The following is a 22,172-nucleotide window of genomic DNA, read 5'->3' as shown; positions in this document are numbered from 1 at the left end:
TGGGAGCAATCAATGAACGCATTCTTCAAGGGCGCGGGCGCGGTGCTGCGCAACACCTGGGTCTGGAGCCTATTGCTGGTGCTGTCGGGTGCGCTGCTGGTGTGGTTTTTCGGGCCGTTGCTGGCGGTGGACGACCATCGATTCTGGCACAGCGCGACCGCGCGTTTGCTGACCATCAGCGGCCTGTTCCTGCTGTGGGGCCTGGCGATGGTCAGGGTGGGCGGGCGCCGCGCCGCTCGGCTCGACCCGCCGGAACAGCCGCAACGCCAAGGACAGTTGAGCGCCGAACGAAACCAGGTGCGGGGGCGGTTCAAGGAGGCCGTACAGGCGCTGAAAACCGCGCAGCGTTACGCCGGGCGCAGCGAACGCTGGCGTCACGAGGTGCCGTGGTACCTGTTGATCGGGCCGCCGGGCAGCGGCAAAACCGCGCTGGTGGCGGCCCTGGGATCGCACGTTCCACTCGATCGGGCCGAGACGACCGCGCCGGGGGCAACCGCCTATTGCGACTGGTATTTCGCTGACGACGCCGTGCTGGTAGAGACCGCCGGCCGTTTCCTGGCCCAGCCCGACCCGGCGCTGGACGGCGCGGGCTGGTCGACGTTGCTCGGCCTATTGCGTTCGCGACGCCGGACGCGGCCCCTCAACGGCGTGGTGGTGACGTTGTCGGTGGAGACGCTGTTGGGCAGCCATCGGCACGACCTGGAGCAGCATGCGCGGCAGGTGCATGGGCGGCTGCAGGATATCCGGCAGACTCTGCATGCGGATGTACCGGTGTACCTGGTGTTGACCCAGGCCGACCGGTTGCCGGGGTTTGACGAGTTTTTCGATGAGCAGCAGGGCGATGACGCGCACGACGTACTGGGCGCGAGTCTGGTCGCCGACGCCGCCGGAACCGATATCACCCAGGTGCGTGAAGCCTTCGAGGCGCTGTTGCAACGTTTGGCGACCGAGTTGATCCCACGTCTGCATCGGGAGCGAAATGTCGAGCGCCGTGGGCGCATGCTCGACTTTCCACGCCAGGCCGCAGGCCTGGGCGAGCGCTTGAACCTGTTTGTCGAGTCGGCATTTTCCGCTCACCGCTATCAGCGTATCAACGGTCTGCGAGGCGTCTACCTCAGCCGTGCGCAGACGCGCGAGCGGCGTGCCCAGTTTGTCCAGGGCCTGTTCAACCGCGTGATTTTTGCCGAGGCCGGGCTGGCCGGCCTGGATACGCCGGAACGCCAGCGTATCCGTCGCCGCCAAGCCGGGCTGGTGCTGGCCGCGCTGCTGGTGATCGGCAGTGCGGCGGCGTTGTGGGGGCACAGTTATGCATTCAACCATCAGCGCCTGGCGCAGTTGCACGCACTGAGCGAACCCTTGTCGCCCAGCCCACCCGATGCGGACCCGACCTTGGCGTTGCTGACGCTGCTGGACCGGCGCCTGGCCGCGACGCAGGTGTTCCCCGCGCAGGTGGATGTGCGCTGGATGGACCGGGCGGGGTTGTATCAGGGCGAGGTCAGCCGGCCGCTGCTGACCTCTGCCTATGAAGCCAGCTTGCACGAGCTATTGCTGCCCCAGGTGGCCAGCCTGCTCGAAGAGCAGGTGAGTGCCAGTCTTGGCGAGCGCGCGCGCTTGCTGGACACCTTGCGCGCGTACCTGATGCTCAACCTGCGCGAGCGCCGCGACAGCGTCTGGCTGGCCGAGCATATGGCCGGCCACTGGTCCGCCCGCTATGCCGGGGACACGTCGACGCAGGCGCGTTTGAATGCCCACCTTGAGCGGCTGCTGGCGCTGCCCTTCGACGCCGCGCTGAACGATGGGCTGGTGGCCCAGGCACGCCAGGCCCTGCGGGGCGAATCGCTGGCGGAGGTGGTCTACCGCGCGCTGCGAGAACATGCCCGCGACCTGGCGCCCCAGCGCCTGACCGATGGTCGGGTGTTTACCCAGCCTGAGCCGCCCATACCCGGCTTCTACAGCCAAAGGTATCTGCGCTATTTCGACAAGCAGGGCCCTCGGCTGGTCAATGCGATTGCCCAGGACAACTGGGTGCTGGGGGAAGGGACGGACCTGAGCGCCATGGATCTGCGCCGGTTGATGCTGGAACTGGAACAGCGCTATTTCAGTGAATACGCCGATGCCTGGAGTCATGCCCTGGGCCAGGTGCGCCTGCGCGACAGCGAGAACCTGAAGCACGGTGCCGATCAGCTCGCGAACCTGACGTCGGCCCAATCCGCCCTGGTGCAGCTATTGCAGCAGGTGCGCGAAAACACCCGATTGCTACCAACACCCGACCGGCTCGACGCGGTGCGCGAGCCGGTCGGCGAACTCAGCGCGGCGGTATCCGACGCACTCGTCGTGCCGTTTCCTGGCAAAACCCTCCCGGATACGGCCCGGCGTGCCTTGCAACGGCGCTTCGAGCCGTTGCATGCCTTGCTCGACGAGCAGCAGAACCCCACTGCCGAGTTGACGCAGGCCATGCGCCGGCTCGACGAATTACGCCTGCAATTGACGGCGCTGGGTCGGGAGAGCTCGCCGGAGCACGCAGCGTTCAAACTGGCCAGGCAGCGCATGGACGGGCAGCAGCCGGCATTGAGCGATCTGCGCGATGCCGCCGCTCGCTTGCCGCTGCCGCTGCGGGGCTGGTTTGAAGCCATTGCCGATGACACCTGGCGCCACCTGCTCGATGAGGCCTATGGGTACGTGAATCAGCGGTACCAGAGCGAGGTCTACGGTTTTTACGCCAGGGCGATCCAGCGCCGCTACCCGTTCAATGCCCATGCCGCGAGTGACGTTGCCCTGGGCGATTTCCAGGCGTTCTTCAAACCGTCGGGCGCCATGGCGCGCTTTTATGACGGCTACTTGCGCGCGTTCGTCAGCGTGGAGGGCAGCCGCTATCGAATGCGTGGCCTGGATGGACGCAGCCTGCCGGTGTCACGTGGGGTGTTGGAGCAATTGACCAAGGCCCAGACGATTCGCCAAGGGTTTTTCACCGAGGAACACGGTGAATGGGCTGTGCGCTTCACCCTGGCGCCCTACAGTCTGGACCAGGCGGTCAGTCGGGCGATCCTGCGCGTGGGCGATCGCCAGTTGGAATACCGGCATGGCCCGATCGTGCCCATGGCGTTCCACTGGCCCGGCGAGGCGGGCAACGGCCGCAGCAGCCTGGTGCTGGAGCGTCGGGCACAGCGCCCGCTGGGCATCGAAAAAAACAGCGGGGACTGGTCGTTGTTCCGGTTCTTCGAGCTGATGCAGAGCGAGCCGGCGAGCGGCATGCACGCGCACATACTCAAGGCTGACCTGGCCGGCCTGCGCGCCAATTACCTGCTCACCAGCCCGCGCACGCCGAGCCCGTTCCAGATGGCGGCCTGGCGCACCTTCCGCCTGCCGGAGCAACTGTGAATCAGGTCGGGCGACGACGCGGGTGCCGGTGGTCCGGGCCTCAGCCGGGCAGGTCGTGCAACTGGCAGTATTCGGCCCAACTCAAGCCGGCCATTTGCGCCACTTCCTTGTGCACCTCAAGGCGCTGCGCCTCGAAGGCTGCGGCGGAGTCGGCGGTCAGCTTGAGGGTCAATTCCCAGGCAAACAGGCCCTCGCGTTCGGCCTGCGCCTCAAAGGCTTCGTGCAGGCGTTCGGCGCGGTACTCTTCCAGGGTTTCGCCCTTGGCCTGGGCAGCCAGCGGGTTCAGGGTGTCCAGTTGCGTAGCCACTTCGGGGTGTTCGTTGAGGAATCTGTCCAGCGCGCGCTGGTGGTTTTCGCCGGGTTGCGACAATGGTTTGCTCCAAATCGGGTGAAATCGGGCGAAAACAATAGCAGATCGGCGGCGCCCCCCAGCGTTGCTGAATAGCCGGTGGGGGCACGGCAGACGGCATTCGCGCCTGGCGTCAGCCTAATAACCGCGCCGGGTGTGTTCGATGTCTTCGACCAGGCCGTCGATTGCCGCCAGGCGCTCACGGTTGTCGTGGTCCCACGGATGAAAGCCGGGTTTGAAGTAATGCAGCCACGGCACCAGCATCCGTGGGAACACCCCCCTGGGCCCATACAGAAACTTCAGCATGCGCCAGAACCCCTTCACGAACCCCACGGATTGGCGGTCGGCAATCAGTAGGCGCACATGGAAATCCAGCACCGTCAGCCAGAAGAGCAACGTGGTGCTCAGCATGGCGCCGGTACGCAGCAGGTAGCGCTTGGGTCCCGGCTTGATCACCGCGTTCCACACATCGAAAGCCACAGCCTTGTGTTCGGTCTCTTCCAGGGCATGCCAGTACCACATCTGCTGGTAGCCCTTGAGGGACGTGCCGAAGCGTGACGGGTCGCTCAGCAGAATCTCCGCGAGCATCGCCGTGTAGTGCTCAAGGGCAATGGTGATCGCCAGGTTGAAGGCGGGCGCGCAGTGTTTTTTCTGCAGGTCGAGGATGAACTTCAGGCGCCGATCCAGGGTGCGCGCGGGCAGGCCGGCGGCGTGCAGCAGGTCGTTGTAGGCCACGTGTTCACGGCTGTGCATGGCTTCCTGGCCGATAAACCCCTGGATCTGTTTTTTCAGCTCGGGGTCACTGATCTGCGAGCGGTAGTGGCGCACGCTGTCCATGAAAAACAGCTCGCCCTGGGGAAACAGCAGCGACAACGCATTGAAGAAATGCGTGATGAACGGGCCCTGCTCGTGCCAGTCGGTGATGCGTTCGGCGGGCAGGTCGAAATGGATGTCACGGCGGATCGGTAGCATGGTTCGTGCTCCTGTTCAGCGTCGAGGCTCGTCGTTGGTTTCCAGCACGGGCGGCTTGGGCGCCCGCTGCCGGCTGGCGAACACCACCAGCGCCTGGTAGGCCGCCGGCAGGCAGCGGGCAAGCAGGTCGAGGGCATACGCGTCGCGGCCGATCAGCACGCGGCGCTTGTTTTTGCGCACGCCCTGCAGGATCACTTTGGCGGCCTGGTCGGCGTCGGTGATGAAGAGTTTTTCGAAGTCGGCGCGGGCCTGCTGTTCGCTGTGGATCAGAAAGCCGGTCATGTTCGCGTCGATGCGGCTGCTGCGGCAGATATCGGTGCGGATGCCGCCGGGGTGCACGCAGGTGGCCGACACGCCGCAGCGTTGCAGGTCCAGTTCCTGGCGCAGGGCTTCGGTGAAGCCGCGCACGGCGTACTTGGTGGCGTTGTAGCCGCTCATGCCGGGTTGGGCGAACAGGCCGAACACGCTGGACGTGTTGATCACATGGCCTTCGCCGCTGGCCTTGAGGTAAGGCAGGAACGCCTTGGTGCCGTGGACCACGCCCCAGAAATTGATGCCGACGATCCATTCCAGGTCGGCGTAGTCCACGCCTTCGACGGTGCTCGACAACGCCACCCCGGCATTGTTGAACACCAGGTTGACCTGGCCATGATCGGCCCCGCAGCGCGCCGCCCAGTCCTCCATGGCCTGGCGGTCAGCCACATCCAGCACCTGGGTGGTGACCCGCACCGGCGACAGGCACGCGTTCTTGATCAATGCGTGGGTCTGTTCGAGCCCCTGGCTGTTCTTGTCGGACAGCGCCAGGTGGCAACCTTCCCGCGCCAGGGCCAGGGCCAAGGCGCGGCCCATGCCGGACGCCGCGCCGGTGATCGCCGCCACGCGGCCGTTGAATGCTTTCATGACAGGCTGCCTTCTGCGGTGGTGGGGGGCGTGGCTGCCGGGCGTGGCGGCGCGCTGATCGGTACCAGGCTGACCACGTAGTCCTTGAGCGCAAACTGCCGGGTGACCTGCTTGAAGCGCCAGGTCGAGCCGGGCCACAGGGTGGTGTTCTTGCCGGTGCGTGGGTCGAGGTACCAGCTCTGGCAGCCGCCGGTGTTCCAGATGGTGCGCTTGAGTTTGTCCTGCACCTGTTGGTTGTAGAGGCTCTCCACGGCGGGTTTGACGTCGACGCTGGCGATGCGATGGCGCTGCATGAGTTTGAGCGCATCGAGGATATAAGCGACCTGGGCCTCGATCATCAGGATCATCGAGTTATGCCCCAGGCCGGTGTTGGGGCCGATGATCAAAAACAGGTTCGGGTAGCCCGGTACCGTGGCGCCCTTGTAGGCGTGGGCGCCGTCGCGCCAGGTGTCCATCAGGTCCACCCCGCCGCGGCCGATGATGCAGTCGCGGGGCAGGGGATCGGTGGCCTGGAAGCCGGTGCCGAAGATCAGGCAATCGGCCGGGTGCTTGATGCCGTCGGCGGTGATCACCCCATCGGTGTCGATGCGCGCCACGGGCTGGGTGACCACCTCGACGTTGCTGCGTGACAGCGCCGGGTAGTAGTCGTTGGAAATCAGGATGCGCTTGCAACCGATGGTGTAGTCCGGCGTCAGGACCTTGCGCAGGGAAGGACGGGCCACCTGTTTATGCAGGTGGCGTCGGGCGATTGTCTGCACCATCTTCATCAGCCGCGGGTGCAGCGCAAAGCCCAGCACACGGCCTTCCAGCGCCCAATACAGCGCGCCGCGCACCAGCCGTTGAGTGAACGGCAGGTGCTTGAACAGCCAGCGCTCGGTCGGCGAAATGGCGCGGTCGGGCTTGGGCATGATCCACGGTGGGGTGCGCTGGAACAGATCCAGGTGCGCGACGTGCGGTGCGATCTGCGGGACGAACTGGATGGCACTGGCCCCGGTGCCGATCACCGCCACGCGCTTGCCTTTGAGGGCATAGTCGTGGTCCCACTGCTGGGAATGGAAGCGTTTGCCCTTGAAGGTGTCCAGGCCTGGAATCGCCGGCAGCGCCGGGCGCGACAGGCCACCCATGGCCGACACCAGCACCCGCGCGCTGACTTGTCGGCCGTCGCTGAAGCTCAACTGCCAGCGTTGCTGCGGTTCATCGAACACCGCCCGCGTGAGGCCCATGCCGAACCGCAGGTACGGCGCGAGCCCGAAGCGCGCGGCGCAGTGCTCCAGGTACGCGCGGATCTCCGCTTGCGGCGCGAACTGGCGTGTCCAGTCCGGGTTGGGCGCAAACGAAAACGAGTACACATGGGACTGCACATCGCAGGCGCAACCGGGGTAGTGGTTGTCCCGCCAGGTGCCGCCGAGGGTCTGGGCCTGCTCGGCGATGAAAAAGTCGGTGAACCCGGCTTCCTTGAGCTGGATGGCCATGCACAGGCCGGCAAAACCTGAGCCGATGATGGCGACGTCGATTGAATCAGTCTGGGCATTCATAAGCGGACCTGTGTGGGCATCGGACGTGCTCCTGTTTTTGTTGGGTCGTTTAGATAGAACACCATTGCAAAGAAAATTTGAATTACTTATTTTAAAAAAGATTTTAAATAATCTACCTGAAAATATCGCCTAGGCTAGTCCCTGGCTCCTCATGTGCGACGCGTCCGACGGACGAATACGTTCTGCACGAAGTTTAGGCCCCGGGTTGGACGATGGGCTGAGGCCTCGATCAATTCCGGTCGGGTCGCCAGCGGCAGGGAAGCAGAGGACCGAGCTATGGCTGTCGAATGGGTTAGCGCTGCGGCTGTGTTTGTCGGCGCCAGCGCCGTGCTGTGGGGATTCAGTCGCTGGATGACAGGGCGCATTGAAGCCGCTGTTCCGATCAACGGGCGCTTTGTCGAGGTCGACGGCGAGCGCTTTCATTATGTCGAGGAGGGCAAGGGCCCACCGCTGGTGATGATTCACGGGCTGATGGGCAGCAGTCGCAACCTGACCTATGCCTTGTCCGGCCAGTTGCGTGAGCATTTTCGCGTCATTTCCATCGACCGTCCGGGGTCGGGCTATTCCACCCGTCATCCAGGCACCGCGGCGGACCTGCCGGCCCAGGCGCGGCAAGTCGCTGGGTTTATCCGTGCGCTGGGCCTGGATAAACCGCTGGTGCTGGGACATTCCCTCGGCGGCGCGCTGGCCCTGGCGCTGGCCCTCGACCATCCCGATGCGGTGTCGGGCCTGGTACTGGTGGCGCCGTTGACCCATCCCCAACCCACCTTGCCCGTGGTGTTCTGGTCGCTGGCGGTGCGACCGGCGTGGTTGCGACGCTGGGTGGCCCACACCCTGACGGTGCCCATGGGCCTGTTGACGCGCCGCTCGGTGGTCAAGGGCGTGTTCGCACCGGACGCCGCGCCCGACGATTTCGCCACCCGTGGCGGCGGTCTGCTGGGCATGCGTCCCGACAACTTCTACGCTGCCTCCAGCGAGATAGCCCTGGTCAACGATCACCTGCCGGATATGGTCAAGCGCTACCCCCGACTGACCCTGCCCATCGCCTTGATCTATGGCGCGCGGGACAAGGTCCTGGACTTTCGCGCACACGGCCAGGCCCTGGCGGACAAGGTGCCGGGGCTGAAGCTGCAGGTGGTGGAAGGGCGCGGCCATATGCTGCCGATCACCGCGACGGCGCGGGTGAGCGAGGCGGTGCTGCACTTGGCAAAGCGTGTACGGCCGCCGGAACCCGTCACGGTTTTGCCCCCGTCCGCTGCCGTGGGGAGCAAATAGTCATGGCGCTTATTGTTGGTCGGTACCGCCCAAATGCTTGCCCTAGAGACCTGACCGAAAAGTGGAAAAAGAGACTGCCGGGTCACGTTGGAAAAGCGCCGAAAAAATAGTTGACGACCTAAGCATTCCGCGATATTTATTTAAAAAAATATTTCAATGTTTGTTTTGAAATAATTTTTGAAGTGCCTAAGAGCGAATAAAAATGAAAAAAACGTCTTTTATCGCATGGTTGGATTCTCGGAGCGTTCGGCGCTCCCTGAGCCTGTTTCCCGCCTTCCTGCCCACCCGTCTCGATCGGAGGCTGCCATGAATCAAACCCTGGCAACCCCTCATGTCTGGACCGACGGCAAGCGCCACCTGTGGTGGTTGGGCATCCTGCCGCTGGCCACGCCCTTGTTGTCTGGCGTCCTGGCCATCACCACTGGCATTCAACAATTGTGGTGGGTCGGTGTGCTGGTGATCTTCGGCCTGATCCCGCTGATCGACGGTCTGCTCGGTGAAGACGTCAGCAACCCGCCCGAATCCGCCGTCAGCCACCTTGAATCCCAACGCTACTACCGCTGGATCGTCTACACCGGCGTGCTGCTGGTAATCGCTTCGTTCGTGATCACCGGTTGGCTCGCCGCCGGCGGCATCGACTGGATCATCGGTGGTGGCCTGCTACGAGCAGCGGCGAACCTGGACCCCTCCAGCGTGTTGACCCACGCGGCCAGCTACATCACCGCATGCACGCAGTTGCATGGCGAACCGGGCTGGTTCACCTACCTGGGCATGGCCATGTCGACGGGGGCCGCCACCGGCATTGCGATCAATACGGCCCACGAGCTGGGGCACAAGTCCAGCCCGTTGGAAGTGTTCCTGGCCAAAGTCACCCTGGCGCCGACCTTCTACGGGCACTTCTACACCGAACACAACCGCGGGCATCACGTACGCGTCGCCACCCCGGAAGACCCGGCCAGCTCGCGGCTGGGGGAGAGCTTCTGGGCGTTCCTGCCCCGCTCGGTGTGGTTCAGCGCCCGCTCGGCCTGGAACCTGGAGCGCGAACGCCTTCGCAAGCTCGGCCTGCCGGCCTGGCACTGGAAGAACGGCGTGCTCAGTGCCTGGCTGTACAGCGTGGTGTTGTGGGGCGCGATGATTGCCTGGCTGGGGGCGGCGGTAATTCCGTTCCTGATCATCCAGGGCATTTACGGCTTCTCGTTGCTGGAAGTGGTGAACTATGTCGAACACTACGGCCTTAAACGCCAGAAGTTACCCAATGGTCGTTATGAACGCTGTTCGCCCCGGCACTCGTGGAACAGTAACCGTATTGTCACCAATATCTTTCTGTTCCAATTGCAGCGGCATTCCGATCACCATGCCAACCCCACGCGCAGTTATCAGTCGTTGCGTCACTTTGATGAGTCGCCGCAACTGCCTTATGGTTATGCGAGCATGATTGTCTGGGCCTATGTACCTTACTTGTGGCGCCGTCGCATGGACCATCGAGTATTGAAACACTATGCCGGGGATATCACCCTGACCAATCTTCATCCTTCACAACGGTTGAAGTACCTGGAGAAATACAGCGGCACTGCGCAGTCGTTCTGATATGAACTAAACGTTGTCTGGCGTCTTCGGGATCTGTGTATCACGCAGGTTTTTATCGCCCCGAATTTGCCTAGTAAATGGCAATTCAGTTGTTTGACCCGAACAAAAATAATTAAAGGGAAGGACGTATACCATGCAATCACCTGCCAAGTTCACTGCCCATATCGTGTTGGCCGCGCTGGGCCTGATCGTCTATCACCAGGCCCAGGCCGCGCGCATCGAACCGGCCGGCAGCGCGTTTACGGCCCAGGGCCCCATCAGTTTCTCCAAGGGCGCACTGATCAGCGCCGACTGCACCATCAAAGTGGCCGGCAAAGTCGCGGCCGACGGTTCTTCGGTGAATGTCGACAAAGTGGAATTCGACGGCGGCCTCAAGTGCAGCCGGGTCGAAGCCATCAACTTGCCTTGGGTATTAGTTGCCAAGGACACCAAGAGTGGCTCCATGTCGAAGATCAGCGTGGACGTTCACGCCTTCGGCCTGGGCGGCAAGTGCGGGCCTTCGACGGCCGACGGTACTTGGGACAACGCCACCGGCAAGTTGGAAGCCGCGAATGTACCGATTGGCGAAGACTGCAAGATAAAAACCGTGTCGATCAAAATGCCGCCCCATATCAAAGTTGTTGAATAAGCGTCGGATGTTAGTGCGGTAATTGCATTGAAATTTGGCTGGAAAGGGAAGTTCCGCTTGTTTCACCGTGACCTCTCGTTCATGGCCATGACCCCTGGCGAAATGATTCGCCATAACATGTGAGGAAAAACAATGAAAAGCTTGAAAACCCTCGTATCGTTGTCTGCTTTGGTTGTTTGCATGGGTGCTGCGTCAATGGCGAATGCGTTCAGCATTAGTCCGAACGGCTCATTCTCGACGACTGGCGGCACCATCACCATCACTTCGCCCTCTTCCTTTGGCGCTGCGGTGACGTGCGGTATCAACTTCTCCGGCACTATTACCGGTGGTGTTGCAACTATCAGTTCTGCCTCTCTGACCGGTGGTGGGCTTTGCGGTCTGCCGGTGTTGAAAAACATTCCAAGTCCAGGCTGGGTGTTGAGTGCCACCAGCCTGACGACCGGTACCGTATCCGGCGTCGGCTATACCATCGCCAAAAGCCTGTTGTTCCCGGCTACTGATTGCGGCGGCACCGACGTCCTCAATGCAACTTATGACAATGGCACGAATACGCTCACCCTCACCAATCAAACATTGACTGGCCATACCACAGGCTCTTCCAATCAAAACTGCACTATTCAAAACCTGTCCGTCAAAGTGCCGGGTGTGACTATCGTTCCGTGATGCAGTCACTCCACAGGGTTGATCACCCGTAATACACAAGCGCCTCGCTTGAGGCGCTTGTTTTAAAAGTTCAGAACCCAGGGTTTTGCAAGGTGCGAAAGTTACAGCATTCAGCCCCAAGATTTCTCTGGCGCTGACCATCAACCCTTGAAGTTGATCGGCAGGCCGAGATGAAACAACCCGCGTGACGAACCGGTTAGTTCCGGTTCCGTGAGATAACAATAAGGAGTGCCGTATGAATAATAAAAAACAACAGGTACAGGTTCTGCTGGGGCTCGCCTTGATGGGAGGGGTGATGGTTGCTGCGCCGGCACAGGCTGGCGGCTTCTCAACGCCAACTTACGGTGCACCTGGTTGGGGGAGGGCGTTTGCCGGTGGTTCGCTGTTCAAGAACGATCCAAGTTCGGCCTACAACAACCCGGCCGCCATGGCGTTCGTAGACCATAACGTGGCGCAATTTACGGTTGACTACGCACGCATCAAGATCAAGTACAAGGGCAACGCTAACGATTATCTGGGAAACCCGATCACCAGCACTCCGTTAGGGGCTGATGGTTTTCCTGACACAACGGCAACCACCGTTAACAACAATGATGGTGGCGAAGGTGGTTTCACTGCTTGGCTTCCGACGGGCTTTATGGTCATGCCTATAGGTGACCGATTTGCCTTTGGTTTGAGCCAGGTAGTCCCCCAAGGCATGCGCTCGACATGGGATCAAGATTCCAAACTGCGAGACTTTGCAGTAGATACCAAAATCGAAACCGTGGGGTTGACCGGGTCTTTGTCGTTCAAAGTCAACGACCAGTTTTCTATCGGTGGCGGTGTGATCGTGCAGCACAGCAAAGGCTTCGTCAGCCAGAACATCGACTTGTTATCAGCGGCTGCTGTATCCGACTCCGACCTGGGAGGTATAGCCTTCCCTTCTGATGTCGGTAGCGCACTGATGCGTGTCAAGGTCGATAACATCTCGGCAGGCTGGTTTACCGGTGTCGTTTGGAAGCCAACGGACCAAGACACTCTAGGTTTGAACTATCACGCCAAGATCAAGAACAAGATGACTGGCAAGTACAACATTTATGCCGATCAGTTCTCCTACAACCTTATGACCCAGCCGAGCCCATTCGGCGGTAGCGGTACGCTAGTAAGTACGGCTTATCCCGGGCTGGAGTTGCATCCCGACGGCGCTCATGCCAGCGTCAATCTGGACATTCCTGCCACCGCAGGTTTGGACTGGGTGCATCAGTTCAATGACCGTTTCACCATGGGTGCGAGCGTGGCGTGGACTGAGTGGTCGTCGTTCAAAAACCTGACGCTTAACTCCGGCGGCACGACTATTGTGTCTATTCCCTACAACTACAAGAACACCTGGATGTACTCCCTGGGTGGCGATTTCCGCGCCACCGATGAGTTGACCCTGCGTGCCGGTGTGGCCATTGACCAGACGCCCACCCGAAATTCGACCCGTGACCCTCGGATTCCGGATGGCGACCGCACCTTCCTGTCATTGGGGGCTGGGTACGATGTAAAGGCAATCAAGGGCTTGAGTTTCGACGTTGCTTACTCCCATCAGTTCGTGCAGGAAGTGAAACTGAAAACCCAGAACGTCGATCGCCTCGGTGCTGCGACCCTCGATGGGAAATCTGAGTCGTCGGGTGATGTAGTCAGTCTCTCGGCCACCTACGCGTTCTGACGTTCAGAGGATGATGGAGGAGTGCATCAAGCGCATCGTGCTGCGCTCGCCAGTCGTTCATCCTCGATTCAGTTGTGATGGTCTCCTTCGTATCACTTGAGCAGGCTGACTCATTCAGCCGCTTTTTTTACGCCTAGGAGTTAAATAAAAATTTCAAAATAAAATTTAAATCTAGTTCTCCAAGTGTGTCGCGTGGCCCTACGCCGCAGTTTTCTACCACCTGCCCGTGCTGTCGGCCACGCCCTGAATCGAGTAGAGGTATCCCCATGCTTATCTGGTTATTGGTGGGTTTCGCAGCCGCGATTGCCCTGGCGTATCGACAAGCGGCCGCCACCTTGTGGTTGGGCGCTGGCCTGATCTGGTTGACAGTGGGTTACCTGTTGAATGTGGTCGCCGGGTTCGGCGCCACCGTCGCGGCGCTGTTGGTGCTGGTGCCGGCGCTGTTGATGACGATCAAACCGCTGCGCCGCAGGCTGTTGACCGGCAAGGCTCTGGACCTGTTTCGCACGATCATGCCAGCGATGTCCGACACTGAGCGCGCGGCCATCGAGTCCGGCACCGTGTGGTGGGACGCCGAGTTGTTCAGCGGCAAGCCCGACTGGCAGCGCCTGCTGCACGCCGCACCGGCGCGGCTGAGCGCCGAGGAGCAGGCGTTTCTCGACCATGAAGTGGAAACCCTGTGCGACATCGCCAACGACTGGGAAACCACCCAGGTCTGGCAGGACATGTCGCCCGAGGGCTGGCAGTTCACCAAGGACGCCGGGTTCCTCGGCATGATCATTCCCAAGCAATACGGCGGCAAAGGCTTCTCCCACTACGCCCATTCCCAGGTGGTGATGAAGCTGTCGACCCGCTGCTCGGCGGCTGCGATTTCGGTGATGGTCCCCAATTCCCTCGGCCCGGCGGAGTTGCTGCTGCATTACGGCACCGACGCCCAGCGTGACTACTACCTGCCGCGTCTGGCCCGGGGCGAGGACATTCCGTGCTTTGCCCTGACCAGCCCGTATGCCGGCTCCGATGCCGGCGCGATCCCGGACGTGGGCGTCGTCTGCACAGGAATGCACGAAGGCGCGCAAGTGCTGGGTTTTCGCGTGACCTGGGACAAGCGCTACATCACCCTCGGCCCGATCGCCACGGTGCTCGGCCTGGCATTTCGCGCCGAAGACCCGGACGGCTTGCTTGGTGCGCCCGGCACGCTGGGCATCACCTGCGCGCTGATCCCCACGTCCCACCCTGGCGTCAACAGTGGCCGTCGTCACTGGCCTTTGAATGCCGTGTTCCAGAACGGCCCGACCACCGGCAAGGATGTGTTCATCCCGCTGGAATGGGTGATCGGTGGCCGCGAACAAGTCGGCAATGGCTGGCGCATGTTGATGGAATGCCTGGCGGCGGGCCGCGCGATTTCCTTGCCGTCGGCCAACGTCGGCCTGGGCAAAGTCGCGGTGCGTGGCACCACGGCTTATGCGGCGATGCGCAAGCAGTTCGGCTTGCCGATCGGCAAGTTCGAAGGCGTGCAGGCGCCGCTGGCGCGCATGGCCGGGCATTTGTACGCCTGCGATGCGGTGCGCAAAGTCTCGGTGGCCTCGCTGGATGCAGGGGAGAAACCCTCGGTGATCTCGGCCATCGCCAAGTACCACGTCACCGAGCGGGCGCGGATCATCGTCAACGACGGCATGGACATCGTCGCCGGTAAAGGCATTTGCATGGGCCCGAACAACTTCCTGGCCCGCGCCTACCAGCAAAGCCCCATCGCCATTACGGTGGAAGGCGCGAACATCATGACGCGCTGCCTGATCATCTTTGGCCAGGGCCTGATCCGCTGCCATCCCTATGTGTTGCGCGAGATGGAAGCGGCGCGCCACCCGGATCGGCGCAAGGCCCTGGAAGACTTCGACAGCGCGATGTTTGGCCATATCAGCTTTGTACTGGCCAACACCGTGCGTGCCGCGGTGCATTCGCTGACAGGCGGGAGGCTGATTTCGGTACCGGCCAAGACCGATCCGGCGCTGGCGTCCTACTATCGCCAGGCCAATCGGCTGTCGGTGGTGCTCGCGCTGATCTCGGACATTTCCATGGGCGTGCTGGGCGGTGCCCTCAAGCGCAAGGAAAGCATCACCGGGCGTTTGGGCGATATCCTCTCGCAGTTGTACATCCTGTCCTGCGTGCTCAAGCGCTTCGAGGACGACGGTCGACCTCAGGCGGACCTGCCACTGGTGCACTGGGCGGCCCAGGACGCGTTGCTGCGCGCCCATGAAGCCCTTGCCGAAGTGCTCGCTAACTACCCGTCGAAAGTGGCGGCGGTGGTGGTGCGGGGCTTGAGTTTTCCGTTCGGCATTGCGCTGCGCAAACCGTCCGATCGCCTGTTGGCCGAAGTGGCCGAGGCGGTGCAGACCCCCGGCGAAACCCGCGACCGCTTGCTGGCCGATTCCTACATTCCAAGCCCGGAAATCGACAAGCTCGCCTTCGGTGAATTGGGCTTGCGCCTGTTGCCGCAGGTGGCGGTGATCGAAGCCCGGCTCAAGCCCGCCACCCAACAAGGCCTGCTCGAACCGATGCCGATCTCTGCCAGCGCCTTTGGCGCCTGGCGCGTCAAGGCTCGGGCGCTGGACTTGGTCAGCGACGACGAAGTCGCCCTGCTGGCGCGTTATGTGGAATACGCCGACCACGCCATCCAGGTCGACGACTTCCCGCAGGACTTCGGTTTGCTGGAGGCGTTGCAGCAACGCCAGCAGGCGCTGGAGCGCACGGCCAAGCGCCGCAGCCCCCAAAGCGAAAACGTAACCTGACCCGCCTCCCTGTAGGAATAGCCATGAGTGACCGCTACTTATCCTTCGTCAATTCCGCCTGGGGCCGTCGTCTGGCACAGGCCATCGGCTTGCCGCAACCATTGCCGTTGCAGCGCCATCGCAACGGCCAAGCCGGCCTGGCCAACCCGGTGATCGTCGCCGGGGCAGGGCGCCTGGTTGCGCCGGTGCAGCGAGTGTTCATTGCCACCGACACGGTCAGCGCCACCCCGGCGACCACCCAGGCGCCGTCCACGCTCAAGGTGCAGGGCGCGGTGTTCGATGCCAGCGGCATGACCGATCCGCAGCAACTGGACGCGCTGTACGAATTCTTCCACGCCAACGCCAGACGCCTGGCCCAACACGCCCGCGTGGTGGTACTGGGCACCGCACCGGAACACTGCGCGGACGTGCCCCAGGCCGTTGCCCAGCGGGCCCTTGAAGGCCTGGTGCGTTCCCTGGCCAAGGAGCTGCGCCGGGCGATCACCGTGCAGTTGATCTACGTGGCGCCGGGTGCCGAAGACGCGCTGGACAGCAGCCTGCGTTTCTTCCTGTCGCGCCGTTCGGCCTATGTGTCCGGGCAAGTGGTGCGCCTGGAGCCCCCGGTGGACGGAGCCGTTGCGGTCAACGGGGACAAACCTTTCGCCGGCCGCCGCGCGCTGGTCACCGGCGCGTCCCGTGGTATCGGCCTGGCCATCGCCCAGGTGCTGGCACGGGACGGCGCCCACGTGGTGTGCGTGGACGTGCCCCAGGCCGAGGCAGCGCTGCAACAGGCGGCCGCCAGTGTCGGCGGTTCGGCGTTGCCGCTGGATATCACCGCCGCGGACGCCGCCGCGCAGTTGCAGGCCCACGTCAGCCAATACGGCGCCTTCGATGTGGTGGTGCACAACGCCGGGATCACCCGCGACAAGACCATCGCCAAAATGACCGAAGCGGCCTGGCGCAGTGTGCTGGCGGTCAACCTCGAGGCGCCGTTGCACCTGAGCACGGCCTTGCTGGACAGCCACGGCCTCAACCCCGGCGCGCGCATCGTCTGTGTGTCGTCGATTTCCGGCATTGCCGGCAACCTCGGGCAGAGCAACTACGCCACCTCCAAGGCCGGGGTGATTGGCCTGGTGCAAGGCCTGGCGCCAAGGGCGGCGGCGCAGCAGGTCACGGTGAATGCGGTGGCCCCCGGGTTTATCGAGACCCAGATGACCGCAAAGATCCCGCTGATGATTCGCGAAGCGGGGCGGCGTATGAATTCGCTGTCCCAGGGCGGCCAGCCAGTCGATGTGGCCGAGACCATCGCCTGGCTGGCGCACCCGGCCTCGGGCGCGGTCAATGGCCAAGTCGTACGCGTGTGCGGGCAAAGCCTGCTGGGAGCCTGAACCATGGACTACGTGACCCAGATCATCGAGCCACCGCCCTCGCGCACGCGCCTGCTGCTGGACGGCCTGCGCGCCCTGCGCAAACCCACGCTCGATGGTGCGCCGGGGTTGCCCAGGGAGCGTCTGGTGCGTTCCGCCGTCGAGTTGTCCGCCGCCGGCATCGCCGCGTATGGCCGTGCCTGCGGGTTCCGGCGCGAGCAGGGCGTGCCGCTGTCCTATCCCCATGTGCTGGCGTTCCCGTTGCACCTGATGCTGCTGACCCGCCCCAGTTTCCCGTACCCGGCCAGCGGCATGGTGCACCTGGCCAATCGCATCCGGCAGCACCAGCGCTTGCATGAAGGCCAGGCGTTGCGCCTGGAGGTGCATGCCGAGCGCTGGGTCGCCCATGCCAAGGGCCAGGCGCTGAGCATCGCCACCCGTGCCTACAGTGGCGGCGCCCTGGTGTGGGAAAGCGACAGCCTGTACCTGCGCCGGAACATCCAGGACCCGGTCGGCGAACCCTGGGACGACGCACTGGCGTTGCAGGAAGAGGGCCTGTTGCGCACCCAGCGCTGGGAGTTGCCTGCTGACCTGGGCCGGCGCTTTGCCAAGGTCTCGGGGGATTACAACCCGATTCACACCTCGGTGCTCGGCGCCAGGCTCTTCGGTTTTCGCCGCGCCATCGCCCACGGCATGTGGACCTTGGGCCGCGCACTTGCCGCCCAGCAACCCCCCGGCGGAGTGGACCAGGCCCAGGCCCATTGCGACTTCAAGCTGCCGATCTTCCTGCCCGGCCAGGTCGCGCTGTGGCGCCACCCCGTGAGCGGCCCGCGCCGCGCATTTGAAGTACGCAACCTGGCCGGCGACAAACCGCATATGCGCGGGCTATTTATCTGGAATGAGAGCCTTCAATGAGTGAATACACGTTCAACCCGGCCCCGGCCCGCCGCGTGGCGATCATCGGCGGCAACCGCATTCCGTTTGCGCGTTCCAACACGGTGTACGCCCATGACAGCAACCAGGATCTGCTGGTGGCCGCCCTGCAAGGCCTGATCGACCGCTACAACCTGCACGGCCAGCGCCTGGGCGAGTTTGTCGCCGGCGCGGTGATCAAGCACTCGCGGGATTTCAACCTGGCGCGTGAGTCGTTGCTGTCCACCACGCTGGCGCCGGAAACCCCGGCCTACGACCTGCAGCAAGCCTGCGGCACCGGCCTGGAAGCAGCGTTGCTGGTGGCGAATAAAATCGCCCTGGGCCAGATCGAAGTGGGCATCGCCGGCGGCGCCGACACCACCTCCGACGCGCCCATCGGCCTCAACGAATCCCTGCGCCACACCTTGCTCGCCGCCAACCGCGCCAAGTCGACGGGCGACAAGCTCAAGGCGCTGCTGAAGGTGCGTCCGTCGATGTTCTTCAAGCCGCTGCTGCCGCGCAACGGCGAACCGCGCACCGGCTTGTCCATGGGCGAGCACTGCGAAGACATGGCCAAGCGCTGGCAGATCAAGCGTCTGGCCCAGGATGAATTGACCCTCACCAGCCACCAGCGCCTGGAGGCGGCCTACCAAGGCGGTTTCTTCGACGATTTGGTCAGTCCTTATCGCGGCCTGGCCCGCGACAACAACCTGCGCGCCGACGCAAGCCTGGTGAAACTCGCCAGTCTGGCGCCGGCCTATGACCGCCAGCACGGCACGCTCACGGCGGGCAACTCCACGCCACTGACCGACGGCGCCTCGGTGGTGCTGCTGGCCAGTGAGGCCTGGGCACAAGAACACGGCTGGCCGGTGCTGGCCTACCTGCGCACCGGCGAAACGGCGGCGGTGAATTTTGTCGACGGCACCGAAGGCCTGCTGATGGCCCCGGCCTATGCGGTGCCGCGCATGCTCAAGCGCGAAGGGCTGAGCCTGGCCGACTTCGATTTCTTCGAGATCCACGAAGCCTTCGCCGCCCAGGTGCTGTGCACGCTCAAGGCCTGGGAAGACGCCGATTATTGCCGCGAGCGCCTGGGCCTGGACGCGCCGCTGGGGCCCATCGACCGCGCGAGGATGAACGTCAACGGCGGCTCCCTCGGCTGTGGTCATCCGTTTGCTGCCACCGGTGGCCGGCAATTGGCGACGCTGGCCAAGACCCTCCACGAGAACGGCGGCGGTCGCGGCCTGATCTCCATCTGCGCAGCGGGCGGGCTGGGCATTACCGCCATCGTCGAAAAATAACGCTGTCAAAAACAACAACAAGGAAACTGCCATGAACGCTATCACCCAGGAACACAGCGAACGGATCTGGCTGGATGCTTACCTGCCCGGCGTCCCGGCGGACATCGACGCCGGTATCGAGGACTATCCCTCGTTGCGCGAGGTGTTCATGGAACACTTGGAAAAATTCCACGCGCGGGTCGCCTACGTCAGCATCGGCACCGAAATGACCTATGCCGACTGGCGAGCGCAAGGCATTGCCTTTGCCGCCTGGCTGCAAGGCCAGGGCGTGCAGAAAGGCGACCGCGTGGCGTTGATGATGCCCAACTGCCTGCAGTACCCGATCTGCCTGCTGGGTACGATTCTGGCCGGTGCGGTGGTGGTCAACGTCAACCCGCTGTACACCGCCCACGAACTCAAGCACTTGCTCAAGGACAGCGGTGCGCAAACCGTGGTGATCTTCGAGAACTTCGCCCACACCCTGGAAAAAATCATCGGCGGCAGCAGCGTCCAGCGCGTGGTGGTGGCAGCCATTGGCGACCTGCTCGGCTCCGTCAAGGGCGCGGCGATGAACTTCATCCTGCGCCACGTGCAAAAGCAGGTACCCCGGTTCAACCTGCCCGGCTCGCTGCGCTTCAATCAGGTGATGAAGCAAGGCCGGGCGCTGAACCACTTCCCGGTGGCCATGCAACTGGACGACCTGGCCTTCCTGCAATACACCGGCGGTACCACCGGCGACGCCAAGGGCGTGATGCTCAGCCACCGCAACATCATCGCCAACCTGCTGCAAGCCAAGGCCTGGGTCGGCGACCAGTTGGACCAGAACCAACAGGAAACCAACGTCACCTTGCTGCCGCTGTACCACATCTTTTCCCTGACGGTGAATTGCCTGATGTTCATGTGCCTGGGCGGGCGCAACATCCTCATTGCCAACCCACGGGACGTGAAACGCGTGCAGATGATCCTGCGCAAGGAACGCTTCAACGGCATTGCCGGGGTCAATACGCTGTTCAACGGTTTGCTGGAGAACAAAGAGTTCTGTGCGCGGGACTTCTCCGACCTGCGCATGGTCATCGCCGGCGGCATGGCCACCCACACAGCGGTGGCCAAACGCTGGAAGGACGTCACCGGGCTGCCGATCATCGAAGGCTATGGCCTGACCGAATGCTCGCCGGTGGTGAGCATCAGCCCGATCGACATTGCACGCATGCGCGAGATGGAATTCACCGGCAGCATCGGCGTGCCGTTGCCATCGACCTGGGTGCGGTTCATGCGCGAAGACGGCCAACTGGCGACTATTGGCGAGCAGGGCGAACTGCAAGTGCGCGGACCGCAGGTGATGCAGGGTTACTGGAAACGGCCGGTGGAGACCGCCGAGGTGCTAGATGCCCAGGGCTGGCTGTCGACCGGCGATATCGGCGTGATGGACGCGCGCGGTTATATCCGCCTGGTGGACCGCAAGAAGGACCTGATCCTGGTCTCGGGTTTCAACGTGTACCCCAATGAAATCGAAGACGTGGTGGCGTTGCACCCTGGCGTGGCGGAGGTGGCAGCCATTGGCGTGCCGGACGGTGTGACCGGTGAGAAGGTCAAGATTGTGGTGGTGCGCAAGGACCCGAACTTGACCCAGGAACAGCTCATCGCCCATTGCCGCGAATACCTGACGGGGTACAAGGTGCCCCGGTACGTGGAGTTTCGCAGCACCGAACTGCCCAAGACCACAGTGGGCAAGGTCCTGCGCCGCGCACTGCGCTGACACCGTAGGCGCGAGCTCGCTCGCGAAAAACCCGAGAGCGCCGCGTTCATTAAAATGCCGTCTGCCTGATAGTTCACCACTTCCCGTTTGCCCTTGGTCGCCGCGCCGGATAGGAAGCAGGTACCGCTGCATGAGCAAAAAGGCATAAAGTCAGATCACATTGATATAAGTCGTTATAAGAAAAATCGCTATCCTGCGGCCAGAAATTTATAAGGCCGCGGGTAGCTGTAATGGAAGTGGGTAACTTTGGTTTTGTAATTGCGGGCCTGATCGTTGGTTTTATCGTGGGCATGACCGGTGTCGGCGGGGGCTCGTTGATGACGCCGATCCTGTTGTGGTTCGGTATCAACCCGGCCACCGCCGTGGGCACTGACCTGTTGTACGCCGCCATCACCAAGTCCGGTGGGGTGCTGGTGCACAGTAAGAACAAGAACATCGACTGGACCATCACCGGCTGGCTCACCCTGGGCAGCGTGCCCGCTGTGTTGCTGACCCTGTGGTTCCTCGCCAGCCTGCACACTGACCCCAGCGCGATGAACGCGGTGATCAAACAGGCCTTAGGCGTCGTGTTGCTGCTGACCGCCCTGGCGATTCTGTTCAAGAAAAGCCTGTTGGCCTTCGCCCAGCGCCACGCAGGCGATGGCTACCATATGAACCCGCGCAACCTGAACGGGTTGACGGTGGTGACCGGTGTGGTGCTGGGCACCATGGTCGCGCTGACCTCCATCGGCGCGGGCGCCCTCGGCACGGTCGCGTTGTTTATCCTCTATCCCTTCCTCGCCACACGCCGCCTGGTCGGCACCGAGATCGCCCATGCCGTACCCCTCACGCTGGTGGCGGGCCTGGGTCACGCCGGCATGGGCAATATGGACTGGCACCTGTTGGGTTTCCTGCTGATGGGCTCGTTGCCGGGCATCTACATTGGCAGCCACATGACCGGCAAGGTTCCAGACGGCGTACTGCGCCCGTGCCTGGCGATCATGCTGATGGTCATCGGCTACAAGCTGGCCTTCTGATGTGGGGGCTGCTGCCCAGGGATACGGCGCGTTGATACGGGGTCTACACATGAGGTTCATCAATAGCCTTGGTCTGTGCCAAGGCTGTTTTTGATCGTTGGG

General features: G+C 62.8%; 16 protein-coding genes. 12 read left to right on the top strand and 4 right to left on the bottom strand.

Features of this window, described 5'->3' with window-relative positions:
• The first annotated feature begins 12 nt into the window (after positions 1-12).
• Positions 13-3,378: a type VI secretion system membrane subunit TssM gene (gene tssM, locus ACLH0J_RS20705; RefSeq protein ID WP_411388795.1), complete on the top strand. Its 3,366-nt coding sequence runs from the start codon at positions 13-15 to the stop codon at positions 3,376-3,378.
• A 40-nt stretch (positions 3,379-3,418) separates the two neighbouring features.
• Here tssM and ACLH0J_RS20700 read toward each other — a convergent pair whose 3' ends face one another.
• The 4 genes from ACLH0J_RS20700 to ACLH0J_RS20685 all read right to left on the bottom strand — a co-directional run bounded on the left by ACLH0J_RS20700 (position 3,419) and on the right by ACLH0J_RS20685 (position 7,134).
• Positions 3,419-3,748 carry a DUF6388 family protein gene (locus tag ACLH0J_RS20700; RefSeq protein ID WP_411388794.1) on the bottom strand — a complete coding sequence of 110 codons (330 nt, stop codon included), beginning with the start codon at positions 3,746-3,748 and terminating at the stop codon, positions 3,419-3,421.
• A gap of 117 nt (positions 3,749-3,865) precedes the next feature.
• Entirely contained in the window at positions 3,866-4,699 is an 834-nt protein-coding gene (locus ACLH0J_RS20695) for a metal-dependent hydrolase (protein WP_411388793.1), read from the bottom strand.
• A gap of 15 nt (positions 4,700-4,714) precedes the next feature.
• Positions 4,715-5,599, bottom strand: a complete 885-nt coding sequence (locus ACLH0J_RS20690; RefSeq protein ID WP_411388792.1) for an SDR family NAD(P)-dependent oxidoreductase — start codon at positions 5,597-5,599, stop codon at positions 4,715-4,717.
• Complete coding sequence (locus ACLH0J_RS20685) at positions 5,596-7,134, bottom strand: flavin-containing monooxygenase (RefSeq protein ID WP_411388791.1); 1,539 nt, start codon at positions 7,132-7,134, stop codon at positions 5,596-5,598. Before ACLH0J_RS20685 ends, ACLH0J_RS20690 begins: the two co-directional genes overlap by 4 nt.
• A gap of 276 nt (positions 7,135-7,410) precedes the next feature.
• On the opposite strand from ACLH0J_RS20685, the gene ACLH0J_RS20680 reads away from it, so the two are divergent.
• From ACLH0J_RS20680 to ACLH0J_RS20630, 11 genes are all read left to right on the top strand, one after another.
• Positions 7,411-8,409 (top strand): alpha/beta fold hydrolase, encoded by a 999-nt coding sequence (locus ACLH0J_RS20680; RefSeq protein ID WP_411388790.1) that lies wholly within the window; start codon positions 7,411-7,413, stop codon positions 8,407-8,409.
• Between the two features lie 306 nt (positions 8,410-8,715).
• Positions 8,716-9,996, top strand: a complete 1,281-nt coding sequence (locus ACLH0J_RS20675; protein WP_411388789.1) for an alkane 1-monooxygenase — start codon at positions 8,716-8,718, stop codon at positions 9,994-9,996.
• Positions 9,997-10,129: 133 nt separating this feature from the next.
• Positions 10,130-10,624, top strand: a complete 495-nt coding sequence (praA, locus tag ACLH0J_RS20670) for an alkane oxidation protein activator PraA (RefSeq protein WP_321373980.1) — start codon at positions 10,130-10,132, stop codon at positions 10,622-10,624.
• Positions 10,625-10,756: 132 nt separating this feature from the next.
• The gene (gene praB, locus ACLH0J_RS20665; RefSeq protein ID WP_411388788.1) at positions 10,757-11,287 is read left to right on the top strand and encodes an alkane oxidation protein activator PraB; all 531 of its coding nucleotides are present in this window, start codon (positions 10,757-10,759) and stop codon (positions 11,285-11,287) included.
• Positions 11,288-11,522: 235 nt separating this feature from the next.
• Entirely contained in the window at positions 11,523-12,977 is a 1,455-nt protein-coding gene (locus tag ACLH0J_RS20660; RefSeq protein ID WP_411388787.1) for an outer membrane protein transport protein, read from the top strand.
• A gap of 266 nt (positions 12,978-13,243) precedes the next feature.
• Complete coding sequence (locus ACLH0J_RS20655; protein ID WP_411388786.1) at positions 13,244-15,763, top strand: acyl-CoA dehydrogenase; 2,520 nt, start codon at positions 13,244-13,246, stop codon at positions 15,761-15,763.
• Between the two features lie 23 nt (positions 15,764-15,786).
• A complete protein-coding gene (locus ACLH0J_RS20650; protein ID WP_411388785.1) occupies positions 15,787-17,130 on the top strand; it encodes a 3-oxoacyl-ACP reductase in 1,344 nt (447 codons plus the stop codon).
• 3 nt (positions 17,131-17,133) lie between these two features.
• Positions 17,134-18,024 (top strand): MaoC/PaaZ C-terminal domain-containing protein, encoded by an 891-nt coding sequence (locus ACLH0J_RS20645; RefSeq protein WP_411388784.1) that lies wholly within the window; start codon positions 17,134-17,136, stop codon positions 18,022-18,024.
• The gene (locus ACLH0J_RS20640; protein WP_411388783.1) at positions 18,021-19,319 is read left to right on the top strand and encodes an acetyl-CoA C-acetyltransferase; all 1,299 of its coding nucleotides are present in this window, start codon (positions 18,021-18,023) and stop codon (positions 19,317-19,319) included. The genes ACLH0J_RS20645 and ACLH0J_RS20640 overlap by 4 nt, the downstream gene beginning before the upstream one ends.
• 31 nt (positions 19,320-19,350) lie before the next feature.
• Entirely contained in the window at positions 19,351-21,054 is a 1,704-nt protein-coding gene (locus ACLH0J_RS20635) for an AMP-binding protein (RefSeq protein WP_411388782.1), read from the top strand.
• Between the two features lie 230 nt (positions 21,055-21,284).
• Positions 21,285-22,070 (top strand): sulfite exporter TauE/SafE family protein, encoded by a 786-nt coding sequence (locus tag ACLH0J_RS20630; RefSeq protein WP_411388781.1) that lies wholly within the window; start codon positions 21,285-21,287, stop codon positions 22,068-22,070.
• Positions 22,071-22,172 lie beyond the last annotated feature (102 nt).

Source organism: Pseudomonas sp. MPB23, assembly GCF_046605395.1.
In the GTDB taxonomy this organism is placed as follows: Bacteria; Pseudomonadota; Gammaproteobacteria; order Pseudomonadales; family Pseudomonadaceae; genus Aquipseudomonas.
This window is presented reverse-complemented; position numbering and strand designations above follow the sequence as displayed.